Source organism: Runella rosea, assembly GCF_003325355.1.
Classification (GTDB): Bacteria; Bacteroidota; Bacteroidia; order Cytophagales; family Spirosomataceae; genus Runella; species Runella rosea.
Genome location: NZ_CP030850.1, coordinates 4,232,218 through 4,249,507 on the forward strand (window position 1 = coordinate 4,232,218; position 17,290 = coordinate 4,249,507).

The 17,290-nt window shown below is 42.5% G+C and carries 14 protein-coding genes; 2 read left to right on the forward strand and 12 right to left on the reverse strand.

Annotated elements, in window-relative coordinates; genetic code table 11:
- Window positions 1-66: 66 nt before the first annotated feature.
- The 12 genes from DR864_RS17780 to DR864_RS17835 all read right to left on the reverse strand — a co-directional run bounded on the left by DR864_RS17780 (window position 67) and on the right by DR864_RS17835 (window position 15,627).
- Complete coding sequence (locus DR864_RS17780; protein ID WP_114068232.1) at window positions 67-1,038, reverse strand: radical SAM protein; 972 nt, start codon at window positions 1,036-1,038, stop codon at window positions 67-69.
- Between the two features lie 82 nt (window positions 1,039-1,120).
- Window positions 1,121-1,963 carry an acetyl-CoA carboxylase, carboxyltransferase subunit beta gene (accD, locus tag DR864_RS17785; protein WP_114068233.1) on the reverse strand — a complete coding sequence of 281 codons (843 nt, stop codon included), beginning with the start codon at window positions 1,961-1,963 and terminating at the stop codon, window positions 1,121-1,123.
- A 141-nt stretch (window positions 1,964-2,104) separates the two neighbouring features.
- Window positions 2,105-2,806: a DNA alkylation repair protein gene (locus tag DR864_RS17790; RefSeq protein ID WP_114068234.1), complete on the reverse strand. Its 702-nt coding sequence runs from the start codon at window positions 2,804-2,806 to the stop codon at window positions 2,105-2,107.
- A 7-nt stretch (window positions 2,807-2,813) separates the two neighbouring features.
- On the reverse strand, window positions 2,814-4,268 hold the full coding sequence (gene ftsZ / locus DR864_RS17795; protein ID WP_114070345.1) for a cell division protein FtsZ: 1,455 nt from the start codon (window positions 4,266-4,268) through the stop codon (window positions 2,814-2,816).
- Between the two features lie 97 nt (window positions 4,269-4,365).
- Complete coding sequence (ftsA, locus tag DR864_RS17800; RefSeq protein WP_114068235.1) at window positions 4,366-5,721, reverse strand: cell division protein FtsA; 1,356 nt, start codon at window positions 5,719-5,721, stop codon at window positions 4,366-4,368.
- 14 nt (window positions 5,722-5,735) lie between these two features.
- Entirely contained in the window at window positions 5,736-6,497 is a 762-nt protein-coding gene (locus DR864_RS17805; RefSeq protein ID WP_114068236.1) for a cell division protein FtsQ/DivIB, read from the reverse strand.
- A gap of 57 nt (window positions 6,498-6,554) precedes the next feature.
- On the reverse strand, window positions 6,555-7,943 hold the full coding sequence (gene murC, locus DR864_RS17810; protein ID WP_114068237.1) for a UDP-N-acetylmuramate--L-alanine ligase: 1,389 nt from the start codon (window positions 7,941-7,943) through the stop codon (window positions 6,555-6,557).
- A 46-nt stretch (window positions 7,944-7,989) separates the two neighbouring features.
- Entirely contained in the window at window positions 7,990-9,084 is a 1,095-nt protein-coding gene (gene murG, locus DR864_RS17815) for an undecaprenyldiphospho-muramoylpentapeptide beta-N-acetylglucosaminyltransferase (protein WP_114068238.1), read from the reverse strand.
- 68 nt (window positions 9,085-9,152) lie between these two features.
- The gene (locus DR864_RS17820) at window positions 9,153-10,328 is read right to left on the reverse strand and encodes an FtsW/RodA/SpoVE family cell cycle protein (RefSeq protein WP_114068239.1); all 1,176 of its coding nucleotides are present in this window, start codon (window positions 10,326-10,328) and stop codon (window positions 9,153-9,155) included.
- A complete protein-coding gene (gene murD, locus DR864_RS17825) occupies window positions 10,321-11,697 on the reverse strand; it encodes a UDP-N-acetylmuramoyl-L-alanine--D-glutamate ligase (protein ID WP_114068240.1) in 1,377 nt (458 codons plus the stop codon). The genes DR864_RS17820 and murD overlap by 8 nt, the downstream gene beginning before the upstream one ends.
- Window positions 11,698-12,133: 436 nt before the next feature.
- Window positions 12,134-13,642: a c-type cytochrome domain-containing protein gene (locus DR864_RS17830; protein ID WP_114068241.1), complete on the reverse strand. Its 1,509-nt coding sequence runs from the start codon at window positions 13,640-13,642 to the stop codon at window positions 12,134-12,136.
- A complete protein-coding gene (locus DR864_RS17835; protein ID WP_114068242.1) occupies window positions 13,639-15,627 on the reverse strand; it encodes an alpha-amylase family protein in 1,989 nt (662 codons plus the stop codon). Before DR864_RS17835 ends, DR864_RS17830 begins: the two co-directional genes overlap by 4 nt.
- Window positions 15,628-15,736: 109 nt before the next feature.
- Between DR864_RS17835 and DR864_RS17840 the strand changes: the two genes are divergently transcribed.
- Both DR864_RS17840 and gcvH read left to right on the forward strand, forming a co-directional pair.
- Window positions 15,737-16,783, forward strand: coding sequence for a TlpA disulfide reductase family protein (locus tag DR864_RS17840; protein WP_162793920.1), 1,047 nt, complete (start codon window positions 15,737-15,739; stop codon window positions 16,781-16,783).
- Between the two features lie 68 nt (window positions 16,784-16,851).
- Complete coding sequence (gcvH, locus tag DR864_RS17845) at window positions 16,852-17,229, forward strand: glycine cleavage system protein GcvH (RefSeq protein ID WP_114070346.1); 378 nt, start codon at window positions 16,852-16,854, stop codon at window positions 17,227-17,229.
- Window positions 17,230-17,290 lie beyond the last annotated feature (61 nt).

A 17,290-nucleotide genomic window follows, 5' to 3' on the forward strand; every position in this document is an offset into this window, starting at 1 on the left:
TATTTATTCAATAACTATCTGAAAACCAATAAAGATTTGCAAAATTAGGTAACTGAGCGGTAAGATTCAAAATAACTGTTTCCAGGTACCTTTGATGAAGTTGTATTTAAGCGTACTCGGAAGGGCTTTCCACCAGTATTTGTTGATTTCTACGGCAAAGGAAGGCTGCATATAGCAGTTGATGGCACAACCTTCACAGGCAGGTAGGCGGCCTTCAAGGGCAATTAATTTTTGAACTTCATCTGACTGGTACAGTTCTTCTAAGTGATTTTCAATGGGAAATTCTTTTAACCCCAAATGATAACATGGAAGCACCAGCTTATTTTCGGGAGAAATGACAATGGTTGTACTTCCAGCTAAACAGACTGGATTGTCCACGTGGTTACCGCCGTCAATTCTAAGTTGTACAAAAGCGTCATTTAAATAAATATTGCGCTTTTTACCCCAATTTCGTAATTCTTGTAGCGCCGAAGAGGATAATTGAGAACCTACGTTGTTATATTCAAAAACAGGGTTCAATATCAATACCAAATCATTGGGCAGGCAAATGTCTTTCCATAATTGTTCAATTTGGTGGATATTATTTTCAAAAACGGTGAATAAAATATCAGGACGTTCATTCAATGATTTTGCAATTTGAATAGACTCCATCACTTTGTCAAAACACTTCACCCCACGCGATGTATCATGCTCCTCTTTATTAGGTGAGTCGAGTGAGAAATGGAGCATGTCAATCAATCCGCGCAGTTTAGAGGCGTATTTGGGATAAAGCAACCCGTTAGATGTGACGGTAGTTAATAATCCTGCATTTTTTGCGGCTCGGAGAAGCTCATCCAATTGACGATGGAGAAGAGGCTCTCCCCCCGTAAAATCAACAACTTTTACCCCAAGTTTTTTGAGTGCCTCAAAATTGGCTTTGGCATTTTCTAACGTAACATAAGGCGACGGCCTTTCCCATATATCACAAAAGCTACAGGTGGCGTTACAACGGTACGTCACGTAGTAATTGCATAAAACAGGATGGGAAACAAGGCGCATAGTTTCAAATGAAAAAGTGCATAAAAAGCAAAAAGACCGCAAATACATCTTCTGTTATTGCGGCCTTTTGCTTAAAAACCAATTATTGCAGCATTCGCAACAGGCTTGCCAATTTATCTTTTAAATCTTTTCGATCGACAATAAAGTCTAAAAAGCCGTGTTCCAATACAAATTCAGCACTTTGAAATCCTTTAGGGAGATCTTTACCGATGGTTTCACGAATAACTCTCGGACCCGCAAAACCGATAAGGGCGCCTGGTTCTGCGATATTAAAATCGCCCAACATGGCGTAAGATGCCGTTACGCCCCCCGTTGTGGGGTCGGTCAAAAGAGAGATATACGGCAGTTTGGCTTCTGACAACAGCGCCAATTTAGCGGATGTTTTGGCCATTTGCATCAATGAATATCCTGCTTCCATCATCCGCGCACCTCCCGACCGGGAAATCATTAGAAATGGCTTTCTGTTTTGTAATGCATGGTCGATTCCGCGCGCAATCTTCTCCCCTACAACCGAGCCCATTGAGCCGCCTATAAAGTTGAAATCCATACAGCTTACCACAATGTCAATATCGTCCATTTTGCCGTAAGCGGTACGTACTGCATCTTTCAGGCCCGTTTTTTTGACGGTATCACGAATACGGTCTGGGTATTTCTTAGTGTCTTCAAATTCAAGAGGATCTCCTGAAATCATATCGGCATCGAGTTCAGTGTATTCGGCCTCGTCAAATAAGACACTGAAGTAGGCTTCTGACCCGATTTTTTCGTGATAATTGCATTTTACACAGGTGTATGCATTGAGTTTATGCTCTCGCGTATGCATCACATGCTTGCAACTAGGACACTGGTACCAAAGCCCGTCGGGGGCTTCGCGTTTCATTTCTGTGGGCGTTTGAATGCCTCTCTCTTTTCTGGTAAACCAAGACATAAAAAGTCAGCAGTTAACAGTTTAAAATATACAGTCCAGCGTTAGAGGTGTTAAATGCCTCACTTACAGCAAAATAATAACGAGTAACGCAGAAACTGCCGCAAAAGCGGCCTCAAAGATACTAAGAAATTTATCTATGCATCAAAGAGTTAAATAATACTTGCGTTTGGATTCTGGAAAACGCTCAATTGCGTAACGCAAAGCGGTACGTGGCATTTGTTTTACATGGGTATCCAAAAACTCTTCCAGCACTAAATCATCACGTTTACCCACTTCTCGAAGCATCCAGCCTACTGCCTTGTGAATAAGGTCATGGGTATGCGTAAGAAGAATTTCTGCAATTCGAATCGTATCGGAAAATTGATTTCGTGAAATAAAATACCAGGTTGACACAATCGCGACGCGTTGGGCCCAAAGGTGGGACCGCTGAGCTAAATCGTATAAAATGCTCCTGTCTTTATTTAACAGATAAGCTCCAACAATATCACGACAAGTGACATCAACCAAATCCCAATTATTGATGTAATCGAGGTTTGATAAATAGATTTCAAAAATAATATGTTGGGTGGTTTCGTCCTTTTTTGATTTTTGAAACCGTTTCATCAGCCCAATCAATGCAGCCATCCGAAATTCATGGTAAGGACTGTGAAGGAGTTCGGTCCATTCTTCGATTGTTAGGGTGGGATATTTTTTTACAATTTCTCTGATTTCGGGCATTGTAATACCCAGAAATACATCCCCTTCACCGTATTGGCCTTTTCCTGTTTTGAAAAAGCGACAAAGAAAGGCAGCCTTTTCGGGGCTGCCTAGTTGTTGTAAATCTTTTTTTATTTGTGATAGCATCCTATTCTTAACGCTTATGCTTGTCCAATTTAATGGGAATAAAAGCTTCTTCAGGAATCGCGGGTTTTTGATGTAAAACCACATTTTGACGCAAATAAGCAGGCCGTTCGAGTTCGCTTGCGGAATACTTGCCTTTAGTAATGTCTTGAACAAGTTGCCGCAAAATAGAAGGGTCTTCCTGTGGTTCTGGATTATCAATAAAAGGCTGTTTACTAACGACTTGATTTGTCTCTTGGTATTCAGGTTTGATTGGTTCTCGTACCACGGGCAAATCAACCGTTTGTGTAACAGTTGGTTTTACCTCAACCTTAATTTCTTGTTTAGGTGGTGAGGGCGGATTAAAGGCCGTTGTTGGGGTGGAAGCCTCCAATTTCCCTTCTTGGGGGCGGTCTATTACAACTCCAGGAACGGGTGGTTTGGGAGACTCAACAACTGTTGGTGTATCTTTTTTTATGGATTTAAAACCAGTAGAATCGTAGTTGAAAGGCAAATGTGAATCTTCAAAGCCTGCGGCTATGACCGTAACAAGGAGTTGTTCTTTGAGGGTGTCATCAAAAATAACCCCCACTTTACACATATCAGCTTCATCACCAATGAGGCTTTCTATGTAATTTGTGATGGCCATTTGCTCGTCAAGGGTAGCCATGTATTCTTCATCCGTACTTGAAGCAAGGGTGATAAGAATTTTTTGAGCGCCCCGAATATCTCGGTTGTTGAGCAAAGGAGAGTTTAAAGCCGCTTCAATCGCCAACTCAGCCCGGTTTTCACCAGAGGCCGAAGCAGAACTCATTACCGAAGTACCTGCATTTTCAAGCACTTTTTTCACGTCCATGAAGTCGGAGTTTACACTCCCATGAACCGTGATAATCTCAGCAATACTTTTTACGGCATTGGATAAAATATTATCAGCGTGTTCATAAGCCCGTAAAATGGGTAATTTTCCGTATAACTTAGCTAATTCATCATTCAGAATGACCAAAACTGTGTCACAGTGCTCTTTCAGGGCATTAATTCCTTCAAGTGCTTGGTTTTTCTTACTGCGCCCTTCGTGGCTATAAGGAGCCGTGACAACTGCCACGGTAAGCATACCCATTTCTTTGGCTACCTGCGCAATAACAGGGGCTGCTCCTGTACCAGTACCACCGCCCATCCCTGCGGTAATAAATACCATCTGAGTGGGTGGTTGCATCAGTTGTCGGATGTATTCAATGCTTTCTTCGGCCGCTTTTCGTCCTGTAGCTGAATCAGTTCCCGCTCCGAGTCCCTTAAGCAAATCAGCGCCCAATTGAATTTTATTTTCAATGGTGCTGCGCATAAGAGCCTGTTTATCGGTATTGCATACCACAAAGCCCACATCCTTAATACCCTTCACATGCATGTGGTTGACGGCGTTGCTACCTCCCCCACCTACCCCAATTACTTTGATAATCGGTGCGTCTTCTGAATATTTTGAATTTTCCATGACGTACTCGTAGCCGTGGTCAAAAACGTTTTTTCTTGCAAAAACCATAATTTTTTAATGAGAAACAATTGGTGAGGTCGAATTTAAATTTTTGGTGTTAGTAAGAATCTTTCCCCGCCATATCATCTTGCATTAGACCTTTCCATATAAATGTGCCTACATCCTTGATTTTCAGGTCTTTAATTCCAAAGCTACCCCAAAGCCCTCCTGTTTTCTTTTTTTCTTGTTCTTTTTCTGTCTTACTTCTTTTTATTACTCTTTTATCTAACGGTTTGATGCTCGACCAAGCCAATCCAAGGGCGGTGGCAAAAGCAGGATCATTCATTAGGGAATCATGTAAGGGTCCGTTGATTCGCTCTAAATTCTGAGGTTTCCCAATTTGGACGTACATTCCCGTTACATCCCTGAAAATAGAATCAATACCGTTGATTTTTGCGGTACCGCCAGTCAATACAACGCCTGCTCTCAACTTGTGTTCGTAGCCAGCTTTTTTTACTTCAGCAAACACCAAAGCAGCGATTTCACGAAGACGAGCCCGGGCAATAAGCACAATGTTTCGCGCTACAATCTCAATGGGCGGAATACCGTCGGCAGTTGGAACCACTAAGAGGGTATTCAGGCTACAGGCGTTGGGGTTTGTTTCGCTCAACGTTGTTTTTGCTTCTTCGGCACTTTCCTGCGTTAGATGGCAACCTTCCCGAATATCATTCGTGATGTGGTTTCCGCCAAAAGGAAGAACAACCGTGTGGCGCAATAAACCTTCGTGATAAATGGCAATATCTGTCGTACCACCGCCAATATCAACCAACACTACCCCTAAATTTTTATGGTCTTCTGTCAGAACAGCCAGACCAGATGCAAGGGGCGATGCCGCAAACCCGTCTTCATTGTCAACTTGAATGTTGGCTTTCTGAAGGGAGTCCTTGATTTGATACAGCGCCGTTTTTTTGGCAGTAATAATCTTAAAGTCGCCGCTGAGTTTCAGACCGATATGACCTACTGGGTCGTCGATTTCGTGTTGTTCTCCAACGGCAAATTTAAGCGGTAAGAGGTGGATAATTTGGTTGGAATCAGAGTCGTAGGTTTGCTGCATATCCTCAAATAGCACCGCTACATCTTCCCCTTTGACTGATGCCGATTTGCAGGTTACTGAGCCTGTTTCCGACATTGTTTCCAAATGTGTCCCGCTTACGTTGACCGTGGCCGTCAAGGGATAATTAAGTAAATCAGGCCTTTCTGCCTTTCTCGCCGCTATTTCCAACGCTTGCCTGATTGCCTCTTTTGTCTTCACGGGGTTGTTGATAATCCCCCTATAGACCCCTTCATTACGTGCCGAACCTAGCCCTACTACTTCGAGCATGGTATGGTTGTTGTGGGTCTTTGGCTTCGCCAAAATCGCAGCAACTTTGGTACTGCCGATGTCAATTCCTAAAAAAATAACATTATCTGACATACTGAGTTAGGGTTTTACTCACACACAATTTGATTTCGAAACTTAACACTAACGCGCTTATATTTTTCCCATCCTTTCAGGGGTAAAATATTTTTATAAAATATTTTTAACTTCTCAAATTTTACCTCAAAATCATCGGGTAAGCCAAAATCAATTTGGTGTTGACCTACCTGAGGCATAAGGGTTAATTCACTGTCATTTGACACAATTACTTCGGCTACTTGGGCTTTCCAAAATGGATTTTGCTGAAGGGCTTTCAAAAAGTCAATCAGTTGCTTTCCCTTTTGGGAAGTTAAATTTTGTTTTTTAGCAAAAAACTCACCCGATACTAACACAGTTCTTGCAGCAAAACGTCCTGATAATGGAACGATTTCGCCCGTCTCGGTTAGGTATCCGCCCTGTGAGGCATTTAGTTGTTGCTCGGTGTCTGATGTTGAAATAAGACGCCCGACGGGTCGTTGCTGCACTATAGATACGACCAAATTTCCAGATAAATCTCGAAACACCTGACAATTATTTATCAAGCGGTTCTTCATAACCCTTTTTTCTAAACCTTTTAGGTTTATTTCTGAAAAATTCATCCCTTCAATGACATCAACCCCTTTGAGCGTAATCAAATCTTTAATGTCCTGTTCATTAAAAAATGGATACTCTGCTTTTTCGTCTAATTTCACAATAATTCCCTTGCAGCGCTTACTTTTTTGTTGAAACTCAACAAAAAAAACAATCAGCCCAATAATAAATACCCCAAGAACAACCCAAATCAAGCGTTTCATACAAGTGTCGATTTAGTAGTTTTTAATTTTAAATTACTAAAAATCAGTTTTTTAAAATTAATCGGATGTTCCTTCTAAAACTTTTTTTATGGATTCAATGTAAGAATCAATATCGCCAGCACCAATCGTAGCCACTACGTCTAAAGGACGATTTTTTAGGACGTCTATTAGACTTGACTTCAAACATTGAATTTTGTCACTTGTTATTTTATCAAAAATTAAATCAGAACTTACCCCTTCAATCGGTAATTCCCGGGCTGGATAAATATCCAAAAGAATCACATTGTCGGCTAGGGATAAACTTTCTGCAAATTCGACCGCAAAATCACGCGTACGGCTGTATAAGTGCGGTTGAAAAATTGCCGTTACCTGCCGATTGGGATAAAGGGCTTTCAAAGAGGATAAAAATGCATACACCTCGGCGGGGTGATGTGCGTAGTCATCTATCAGTACGTGCTGGTCTGTTTTTAGATAATATTCAAAACGCCTTTTTACACCGCCAAAGGTTTCGATGGCGGCACGGATTTGCTCACCTGACAGGCCGAGGGCGAGTCCAACTGCCGAGGCCGCCACGGCATTTTCTACGTTGTGAAAACCGGGTACTTGTAGAATAATATCGTTGATTACTCCTTGTGGGTGGACTAAGTCAAATACAAAACAGGCATTTTCGATTCGAATATTTTGGGTGTGATAGGCACCTTCATTTAGACTGTATTCTTCGACTTTTGCCTTCGTTTTATTGGCCAATGTCAACCCTTTTTTCATGAACAGGCGGCCGTTGGGTTTGATTTGACTTACATAGGCTGAAAAGGATTCCAGAACAGAATCGTGGCTTCCGTAAATATCTAAGTGATCAGCATCGGTGGAGGTCACAATGGCGATATCTGGAAACAAAGTCAAAAAAGAACGGTCAAACTCATCTGCTTCTACTACACAAGGTACTTGGCTAAGCTGCGCGGTAGGCGCGTTGAGCAGCATATTGGTACCATAATTTTGCGTTATTCCCCCTAAAAATGCCGCACAGTTTACCCCTGAATGACGAAGTAAATGCGCAGTCATCGAGGAGGTTGTGGTTTTGCCGTGTGTTCCTGCTACCCCAATCGTAAACATTCCGCCAGCTATCAGGCCCAGTACCTGCGATCGTTTCTGTAGGGTGAATCCATTGTCTTTCAGGTAGTTGTATTCTGAATGGTTTTTTGGAATAGCGGGCGTATAAACAACAAGTGTTTGGTCAGGATTTTGTAAAAAAGCAGCAGGTATTAAATCCACTGAATCTTCAAAATGTACAGAAATACCCTCTGCATGGAGTGTGTCGGTCAAGGGCGTTTGTGTACGGTCGTAGCCAGCCACCTCAAATCCATTCACGCCGAACCAACGCGCCAAGGCACTCATTCCAATACCTCCAATACCGAGGAAATAAATGTATTTATAGTCTGTAATTTGCATCCTTTTTTTAATTCTTATTTGGAATAAACGACCAACTAGTTACGTGTTAAATAAGTCCTAATACCGTTTCCGCAATTTCTTTCGCGGCGTTGGGCTTGCCCAGTTTTTTGATGTTTTGACTCAAAGTCTGTTGTTTTTCAACGTCTTGCAATAATCTCAGTGCCGTCTGGACAAGTTCTTCGGGGGCATCTTTATCTTTAATTAAAAGGGCAGCATTTTGCTCTACCAAACTCATCGCATTTTTGGTCTGGTGATCTTCGGAAGCGTACGGGAAAGGAACCAAAATAGCAGGCTTTGCCACCAAGCACAGCTCTGATACGGACAAAGCGCCTGCTCTTGAAACCACAACATCGGCCAACGCGTAGGCTAAATCCATTTCATAAATAAAATCAAAGGACTTAGCATAAGGTGTTTTGAGTGAATTTATTGCATTTGCGGCCTTTTCAGCATAGGGTTTGCCTGTTTGCCAAAGAATCTGGTATCCTGAATTAATCAGTAATTTCAATCCCGCTTCAATACTTTCATTGATTGTCTTGGCGCCTAGACTTCCCCCAATCACAAGGAGCGTTTTGTGGTTGGGTTGCAACCCAAAATGGGCGTAAGCTTGTGTGCGCTTGTGGGTTACCTCCAAAATGTCGCTTCTAACGGGGTTTCCCGTCATTTTGAGCTTATTTTTTGGAAAAAACGAATCCATGTTTGGATAAGCTACACAAATGGCTTTAGCGCGTTTTGCGAGCATTTTGTTGGTAATGCCGGCATACGAGTTCTGTTCTTGAATTAAGGTTGGGATTCCCAACAATGACGCCACCATCAACAGTGGTCCACTGGCAAATCCTCCTACACCAATGGCTACATCTGGTTTAAAACTTTTAATAATACTACGCGCTTTTAACAAACTGCGCGTGAGTTTGAGTGGAAATGATAAATTATCAACTGAAAGCTCTCGTTTGATTCCTGCAATCGGCAAACCAATGATTTCGTAGCCTGCTTTGGGGACTTTTTCCATTTCCATTTTCCCCAAAGCCCCCACAAACAAAATTTGAATGGTAGGATCAATGGCTTTGAGTGCATTGGCAATAGCAATGGCTGGGTAGATGTGTCCACCAGTGCCGCCGCCGCTAATGATTACTTTCTTTATCATACGTTTTTATGACCAGAAGGATGAAAATTTGATAAATTTGGGGACATCCCGTTATCACTTCTCAAGCCTTATAAATTTGTTTCTTCAATATCACCTCTGCTAACACTGAGTACAATTCCGAGTGAGATACAGGTAAATAAAACGGAGGTTCCTCCCATGCTTAATAAAGGCAAAGGTTGGCCAGTGACGGGAAAAATCCCTACGGCTACGGCCATGTTTGTAAATGCTTGTAAGCCAATGCTTAACATAAGTCCTGCGGAGAGTAGTCCGCCAAATGCTCGATTGGTTTCATTGATGTTTTGGACTCCTCGCACCAACAAAATAGCATATAAAATCATGATAATAATTCCTCCGATAATGCCGTATTCTTCAATAATTATGGCATATATAAAATCCGAATAGGCTTGGGTAAGGTAATTTCGTTGGTGACTTTTGCCGAGTCCTTGTCCAAGCGTTCCGCCGTTGGCGATGGCAATAAAACCTTGCTTAGCCTGATACTCATCTCGTTTAAGAAATCGCTCAATACGTCCTTGGGCGGTGTCAAGGCGTTGGCCAACCACAAGGCCCGTCGCCCCTGCAATGCCAATAGAAACGACCATTACTGCTAAATATTTGCCTGGCACACGGCCAATGTATAGCATTAAAAAGCACGAGAATCCCAACAAAACGGCGGTAGAGGTACTGGTAAGGGCAATGAAAAAACAGATAATTCCGACCCATAAAATCATTTTCCCAAAAATCTGCCAGTCATATTGTACCCGCTGACGTTTGGCAAGCATTGCTGCCAGATTGGCAATCAGCGCCAAACGAGCAAAGTCGGCGGGTTGGAAGGTTAAGCCAGTGCCCGGAATCGCTAACCAACGAGTGGCTCCGTTGATTGTAACCCCCGCAACTTTTACCAGAATCAACAAAGGAATAGAGATCAGGAGAGCGGCCCGCGATAAACGCGAGAAATAGGTGTAGTTGATACGATGAACGGCCCACATAACCAATAAGCCGATTCCCGTAAAAAAAGCGTGTTTAAACAGAAAAGATTCTGGGTAACCACCGCCCCGCTGATAGGCCAGCGTTCCTGTTGCGCTATATACAATAAGCATACTTGTAAAAGACAGCAGAGCCACAATAATCCAAATGACAATATCACCTTTCAGATTTTGACGGAGCCATTCTTTAGCGTTTTGCCAACCGCCAAATAGGGAGCGGCCAGTTGGTTCAGGTTGGGGCGCATTCATCTCGTTATTCATCGTTTTTTTGGGAATTAAGTGCAAAATCCAGAACAGCCGCTTTGAATAAATCGCCACGGTCTTCGTAATTTTTGAACAAATCGAAACTGGCGCAAGCGGGCGACAACAAAGCAATGTCGTCAGGATGACCTAACGAAACAGCATGAGCTACAGCTTTACTTACGTCCTGTGTCTCGATGATTACAGGAACGATAGGGGTAAAAAACGAGAGAAGTTTGCTATTATCTTTGCCCAGACAGATAAGGGCTTTTACTTTCTGGCGAACTAAGTCTTCGATTTGGGTATAATCGTTGCCTTTATCCACTCCGCCAGCAATCCAAATAATTGGGGTATTAAAACTGTTAAGTGCGTAATAAACCGAGTCTACATTGGTGGCTTTTGAATCATTGATGAACTTGATGCCATTGATTTCTGCCACGGGCTCAAGCCGATGAGCCGCGTTTTGAAATGTCAATAAACCTTGCCGAATTTGCTCATCACTTACCCCAGCCGCCATAGCCGCCAACGTTGCCGCCATGGCATTGATGGCATTATGTGGACCCTTGATCGGTAATTTATCCGCACTTATCTCAAAAGTACGGGGATGGCGCGTCAGTTGCAATTTTCCTTCATGAAAAAAACCGCCATTGCTATCCTTTTTTACGAAAGAAATAGGTAAGTGATTCACCATGAACGGTTTTTTATCTAATTCGGAAGCGATGGCTTCATTATCTACAAAATAGATAAAATCGTCGCCGGGTTGCATATTTTGAAGTAATCGAAACTTAGAATCGACGTATTTCTGAAAAGTATACTCGTACCGATCCAAGTGGTCAGGGGTAATGTTTAATAATATACCAATGTCAGCTTTGAATTGGTACATATTATCCAATTGAAAGCTGCTTAACTCTAGTACAAACCAATCAAATCTATCTTCAATTACCTGTTTAGCAAAGCTTTCGCCGATATTGCCCGCCAAACCTACATTAAAGCCTGCAGATTTGAGTAAATGATACGTGAGTAAGGTTGTGGTTGTTTTTCCATTACTGCCCGTTATCGCGATTTTTCTTGCTTTTGTGTACCGCGCAGCGAATTCTATTTCTGAAATAACGGGTGTTCCCTGAGCATATAGCTTTTTGACCAACGGAGCCGTATCGGGAATTCCCGGGCTTTTAATGACCTCATCGGCAGCCAAGATTCGTTCCTCGGTGTGTTTCCCTTCTTCAAAGTCAATGCCATGAACATTCAGGACATTACGAAATTCATCAGATAAAGTGCCTTTATCTGATAAAAATACATTAAATCCTTTGGCTTGGGCGAGCAATGCTGCACCTACACCACTTTCACCTCCGCCTAAAACAACGGTTTTAAAGGTATTTCGGGAAATCATTAATAAATAATAGAGTAAAGAAAGAAAACGAAACTTTAAGCCAAATTAAGGCTTTTTTGCAAGAAATAGCAAGGGTAAAGAAATGACAAAAATCCTTAAATGACCCAAATTATGTCGTATAAAGTACTTGTAATTAACTTTCTACATACTCTTATTGAGGCATTTTTAAAATTGTAAAAATACTTTGTCGGTACTAAAAAAAGAAGAGATAATTTTATGTGTTGATAAATTTTTGAATGAACAAAGATAGTGCACAAAATATACTTAAAAGGTAAATATTGAGAGTGTTTGCCCTATTGGGTATTGATAGCCACGGCTACATCGGTATCATCTCAGCTAGTTAGGAGGCATTTCTGACCAAATGCTGCGCATAAACAACATGCTTTTGCCCATACCTTAGTAGTAGGTAGGTATGGGCACTATTTTAAAATGCAGATTATTTTTTCTTTGCTTCGTCTGGTTTAGGGGCTGTTTCACCAGCTTTAATAAACTCCGCGATTTGTTGTTCGTTGATGCCAATCGTCACTTCTAAATTAGGTTTTGCCTGCTTTAAGGCGGCTACCCCGCCCTCTGTTACTTTTGATTGCCAAACGTGAAGGCTCAACAAACTTTTTGCGGAAACAAGCTCTTTTATCCCTGCATCAGTCACTTGGGTATTGACCAAATTGAGGTATTCCAAATACGGTAGAGCTTTGATTTGACGAATGGTAGCATCCGTAACCTCCGTATTTTCTAAATGTAATTTTTGAAGATTTTTTAACTTAGCAATTATTGTGGCGGCCTGGTCCGAAATCTTTGTATCACCCAATTTTAACCAAATGATTTGTTCTTTAAGTGGTTCTAGAAGGGCCACTTGAGCGTCGGTTAAAGTATTGATATTCACCGCATTTATTTCTAATAAGTTGCTTTCGTTAGCAATTGGCATGACCAATAGGCCCGCTTTTTTCAGTGCTTCTACGGCTTTTGCATCGGGTGCGGGTACTTTTAAGCTTAATACAGGAGATTCTTTGGAGGCTGTGGTAGGCTGAGAACTGCTAACCGACGTTGATGAGCCGCTCAACGCAGCCAATGCCGGCTTGATGGCATCGGTAGCTTTAAGTTCAGCCACTTTTTTGTCAAATGGAGCACCTTGGTCAATCCACCACGAAAGTATCGCAACCTGATTGTCCGTAAGTTGCGTTTTGCCTTTTGGAGGCATATGGTTTTCATCTTCAAGGGGCAACAAACAACGCTTGATCAATTCGCTTTCGCTGCCTTGACCTGCCACGAAAATCGGTCCATTTTCACCGCCTTTTTTCAGCAATTCAATCTGGTCCATGCGCAAATCCCCTTTTGATTTATTGGCATTGTGGCATTGAACACAACGGGCTTTCAGGATAGGATTTACGACTTCCTGGAAAACCATGGCATTGTTGACATCAGCAATGGGTTTGATTTCATCCGAGCCTTTTTCGGCTTTGGGCTCCATGCCCAACCAGCCGCGAAAAGGCTCAGGCGTTTCTTGGGTCAAATATCCTTCTCCGTGGGTCAAAGAGCCACCATGATGACCTGCAACCATGGTTAATATAGCCCCAACGGTCAACGCTGGTAAATAAAGTAAGCTACCGAAAGGAATTTTATTGACCAATAACTCCGATTTGGTCATCCAGGCTACCCAAGCGGCTACAGCCACCCATATTCCCTGCCATTTGTGTTCATCCAATAACTCCACTTCATAACCACCTCCTAATGACAACAGGTATCCAGCTACGCAGGAAACCGTGGCGCCGATAGCTGACCAGAAAAGTACAAAGGTGATGGTTGATTCTTTGACTTCAATTTTGTTGATCAATCGGCCGATTTCGAGCAACCCCGCCAAAATCAAAAAACCGATGGGTAAGTGAACCAATACAGGGTGAAAACGACCAATAAACGCGGCCCAATCAGAGGCTTGTAACAGAATCATAGTTTGATTTCAGCAATCGAATGAATAGCTAATTTACTTATTATAAAGACTGCTCTACCATTTTTATACGCAAATGGCAGGGGTTTATTTTCGGGTTGAAGCATCACCTGACGAGGGCGACGGGGTGTTTTTATCGATACTTGAAGGTTATAGAGCGGCGGAATTTCGTCGTTTGCGTGGATGGATTTGTTTGCGTGGTTGCCCGCCATATTGATAAGGTTTACGTAAGTTGTGCCATTTTTTTGATTCAAAGCCACGTTTACCAGCTTTGAGCCATTGACCTCCACGTTGGGTTGAAAAAGTTCTTTTACCAGTTTTCCTAAGAAATCTCGGCCCACGTAGGTTTCGCGCTTGTAATGCTGTTCGCCAAAGTTGAAATAAACGCCCGCAATTTTTCCTTTCCCCAGCGAAGCAATGGTAGCCAAGGGCCCTTGGGCAAAACGAGTATCTTCTTGACTGTACCATTGGCCGAATGGCTGTGTACCAGACAATAATTGAAACGGTCGATAGGTTGCTTTGGTGCCAGTGATTAAGTTGTCAAAGCCCCAAAAAGGAATAGCCTGCGTGGTTGAATTTAATATCACGCCCAGTTCTTTTTCAAAAATTTTCACGGTTTCGCTACCGACTACAACTAAATTTCCGCCTTGTCGGGCGTATTCTACCAATTCATTTTTTAGCTGTTCGTTTATCTTTTTCCATTCTGGAATGACAATCACTGGATATTCCTTTGTGTGTCCAAGAAGATGGTGCTCTTGTAATATTTCTGTCGGTAATTGGCTGTATAATAAAGCATTGAGTGTACCAATCATGGAGTTTTGCCTGCCATCTCCCGTATTGTAAACGGTCGTGATTTCGCTTTTATACCCCGTATTTGAATACAGCAGACCCACCTGAGGAATGGGTTTGGTATTTTGGCAAAAAGGTTGACGTTCGCGGCAAAATTTAGCCAAATCGGCCATTGTTCCGTAGGCGTAGGTTTTGAGGCTGCCATCTCTGTGTTGGGTCCAATAGGCTTGATAACCACCGCCCATCGAAATCACCTGCGCCGCCTCTTGAGAAAGTTGGGTGGCACTTTTGGCCGAAAACACCTGGTCGTCCCAGCCATATCCAAAACTCCACGACATCAAATCCCAGGGTTTTCCCTGCGGTGCCAAACACCGTGCCTGAAACGCCGACTGATTGGCTCCGTTGAGCGGCTCGGTGTCGCCCGAAAGGAAATCGACGTTGATATCCACGGGTTCGGGCATCATAGCCGAGAACGACCAATTGCTGGCTACCTGAAAACGAGGATTGTATAAATGCAAGGCATCTGTGTATTTGCGCACGTATCGACGAAAGACCGTTCGGTGAAATTCCAGCCATTGAGAATAATTCGGATCTGTTTTCTTTTTAGGAATCTCCTGAATTCCCGTGCTCTTCCGAAACTCCTCCACTGCGGCTGCGCAATAATCGGGCTCGGTGGCCCAGCAATCGCCATCTATCCAAACGCCATCCACGCCGTAGTCGCTCATTTCTTTTAGTTGTGGAATGAGCAAGCTGTCAGAATACGCACTCCAAAGCGATGTTTTCTTATCGTCGCGTTTGCCTTCGGCATTGATTCTTGCCCAATGGGGGTGATGCTTCACCGCTTCATTGTCCCACACACCCGAATAATGCAAATAAAGCGCGACGCCGTGGCGCTTTGTCACGTCCCGAAACAAACGAAGTATGTCTTTTTCGAAGCGCTTGGGCGTATGGCCCACCTTTGTAGGATAACTCGTTACGCCAGAATGTCCTTTACAATCTACTTGAATAAAATCGGGTTTTACCTTTTGTAGCAGCGAATCTATCATTCTGTCGGTAAGGGTTTTACCGATAAGTGTATCTTCCAACACTGCATGAAAATCAAAATGCAGCCCAAAAAAACTTTCGGAACGCCGTAACGGCGTTTGGGCAAAAAGAAAAACAGGAAAGTGAAGAACAAGCAGAATACGCAGGAGTTTCATAGTGGTGAAGGGCTTAACGGTTATTTATAAAGCAAATTCAGTGTGTTTTATTACGTACTAATTTTTTCATTCTGAACGTTTTGATATGATAAATACCAGTAAAACACTCATGAAGGCCATTATACTATTCATTGCGTCTTTTTCATATACGGTACTCGCTGCCCAAAATCTCGTAGGAAAGTGTTCCTCCATCAAATCAGGTACGCTTTATTTGGTCAATCAATCCAACGAAACCACCGATTCCGTTGCCATCAAAAACGGACGATTTTCCTTTACCCATAAACTTAGAGAGCCGAGCCTATTCAAGTTGCGCTCGCCAGCATTGAAGGATGACTTATATTTAGTGTTGGATAACAAGCAGTTGGCCATCGAAATTGATTCAGCTGGAAAGGTGAAATACCGCTCTAATAACGTACTGAATGTAGATTTTCAAAAAATCTATAAAGACCTTTTAGCTTTTCAGCAGGAAATCATAAAGCGTTCACCGGCGGTTGATTCGTTGGATAATGATTCTCTCCTAGCGGTGAGGAGGAGAATTTATGATGGATACATTCAGAAAATTACCGATTTTGTGATCCAGAAGTCATCTGAGTTATCGTCAGCACTGGTTCTTTTTGAGATTATTCAGCTCAGCAAATTACTTCCGCCAGATGAACTGAAAAAGCGGTTTGAATTGCTTTCAGGTAAGGTAAAAGATTCACAATACGGGCAAAAAATTGGCGCTTACCTAAAAAAGGAATTGAGCTTACGCGCAGGCAACCTCGCTCCTGATTTTGAATTTGTTGACTTAGAAAACAAAGAGCATATCTTGTCGGAATATAAGGGTAAGTATGTTCTTCTGCATTTTTGGGCATCGTGGTGCGGGCCGTGTCGTGGAGAAAATAAAAAATTACCTGCCTTATTGCCATCTCTTGCTTCATTACCCCTTACCATTATCCATATTTCCTGGGACTCAGACAAAGAGGCGTGGCTAAAGGCTATTAAAGCTGATAATTTGGAGGGATGTAAACATGTTTTAAATGTAAAAGGCCCCAAAAGCGATGTGTTTCGCAATTATCAAATTTCAGGAATCCCCGACACTGTATTGATTGGGCCAGATGGACACATTGTACAAAATGATATTAAGTGGGAGGAATTAGAAAAACACGTAAAGTGACCCAAGGATTTCGCATAATTTATGTTTTCGTATTATCTTGCACGCCCAAACAAAAGCCTCAACAAACCATGACTTTCCCCGAAGAGCTTAAATACACCAAAGATCACGAATGGATTCGTTTTGAAGACGATGATACCGCAGTAGTTGGAGTGACGGATTTTGCCCAACAAGAACTGGGTGACATTGTTTATGTAGACATCACTACGGTGGGCCAGACCGTTGAAGAAGGTGAGATTTTTGGCAGCGTAGAAGCGGTTAAAACCGTTTCTGACCTTTTTATTCCCGTATCAGGTGAAGTCCTTGAATTTAACGATGAATTAGAAGCCGCGCCTGAGTTGGTCAACGAAGACCCTTATGGTAAAGGCTGGATGGTTCGTATCAAAATTACGGGTTCAACAGATAGTTTACTTTCGGTAGAAGAATACAAAGAATTGATTGGCGAATAAATAGAAGCTCCGAAAGGGGCTTTTTTTTTAGCCTTTCACCCGCAATGTGAATAAGTGAAAG

What these genes read in the sequence shown, in the direction of transcription:
- DR864_RS17805 (WP_114068236.1), bottom strand. Translation starts at nt 6,497, where the DNA reads ATGAAACGCTTGATTTGGGTTGTTCTTGGGGTATTTATTATTGGGCTG.
- murG (WP_114068238.1), bottom strand. Translation starts at nt 9,084, where the DNA reads ATGATAAAGAAAGTAATCATTAGCGGCGGCGGCACTGGTGGACACATC.
- murC (WP_114068237.1), bottom strand. Translation starts at nt 7,943, where the DNA reads ATGCAAATTACAGACTATAAATACATTTATTTCCTCGGTATTGGAGGT.
- accD (WP_114068233.1), bottom strand. Translation starts at nt 1,963, where the DNA reads ATGTCTTGGTTTACCAGAAAAGAGAGAGGCATTCAAACGCCCACAGAA.
- DR864_RS17835 (WP_114068242.1), bottom strand. Translation starts at nt 15,627, where the DNA reads ATGAAACTCCTGCGTATTCTGCTTGTTCTTCACTTTCCTGTTTTTCTT.
- DR864_RS17780 (WP_114068232.1), bottom strand. Translation starts at nt 1,038, where the DNA reads ATGCGCCTTGTTTCCCATCCTGTTTTATGCAATTACTACGTGACGTAC.
- ftsA (WP_114068235.1), bottom strand. Translation starts at nt 5,721, where the DNA reads ATGTCAGATAATGTTATTTTTTTAGGAATTGACATCGGCAGTACCAAA.
- murD (WP_114068240.1), bottom strand. Translation starts at nt 11,697, where the DNA reads ATGATTTCCCGAAATACCTTTAAAACCGTTGTTTTAGGCGGAGGTGAA.
- DR864_RS17790 (WP_114068234.1), bottom strand. Translation starts at nt 2,806, where the DNA reads ATGCTATCACAAATAAAAAAAGATTTACAACAACTAGGCAGCCCCGAA.
- DR864_RS17840 (WP_162793920.1), top strand. Translation starts at nt 15,737, where the DNA reads ATGAAGGCCATTATACTATTCATTGCGTCTTTTTCATATACGGTACTC.
- DR864_RS17820 (WP_114068239.1), bottom strand. Translation starts at nt 10,328, where the DNA reads ATGAATAACGAGATGAATGCGCCCCAACCTGAACCAACTGGCCGCTCC.
- DR864_RS17830 (WP_114068241.1), bottom strand. Translation starts at nt 13,642, where the DNA reads ATGATTCTGTTACAAGCCTCTGATTGGGCCGCGTTTATTGGTCGTTTT.
- ftsZ (WP_114070345.1), bottom strand. Translation starts at nt 4,268, where the DNA reads ATGGAAAATTCAAAATATTCAGAAGACGCACCGATTATCAAAGTAATT.
- gcvH (WP_114070346.1), top strand. Translation starts at nt 16,852, where the DNA reads ATGACTTTCCCCGAAGAGCTTAAATACACCAAAGATCACGAATGGATT.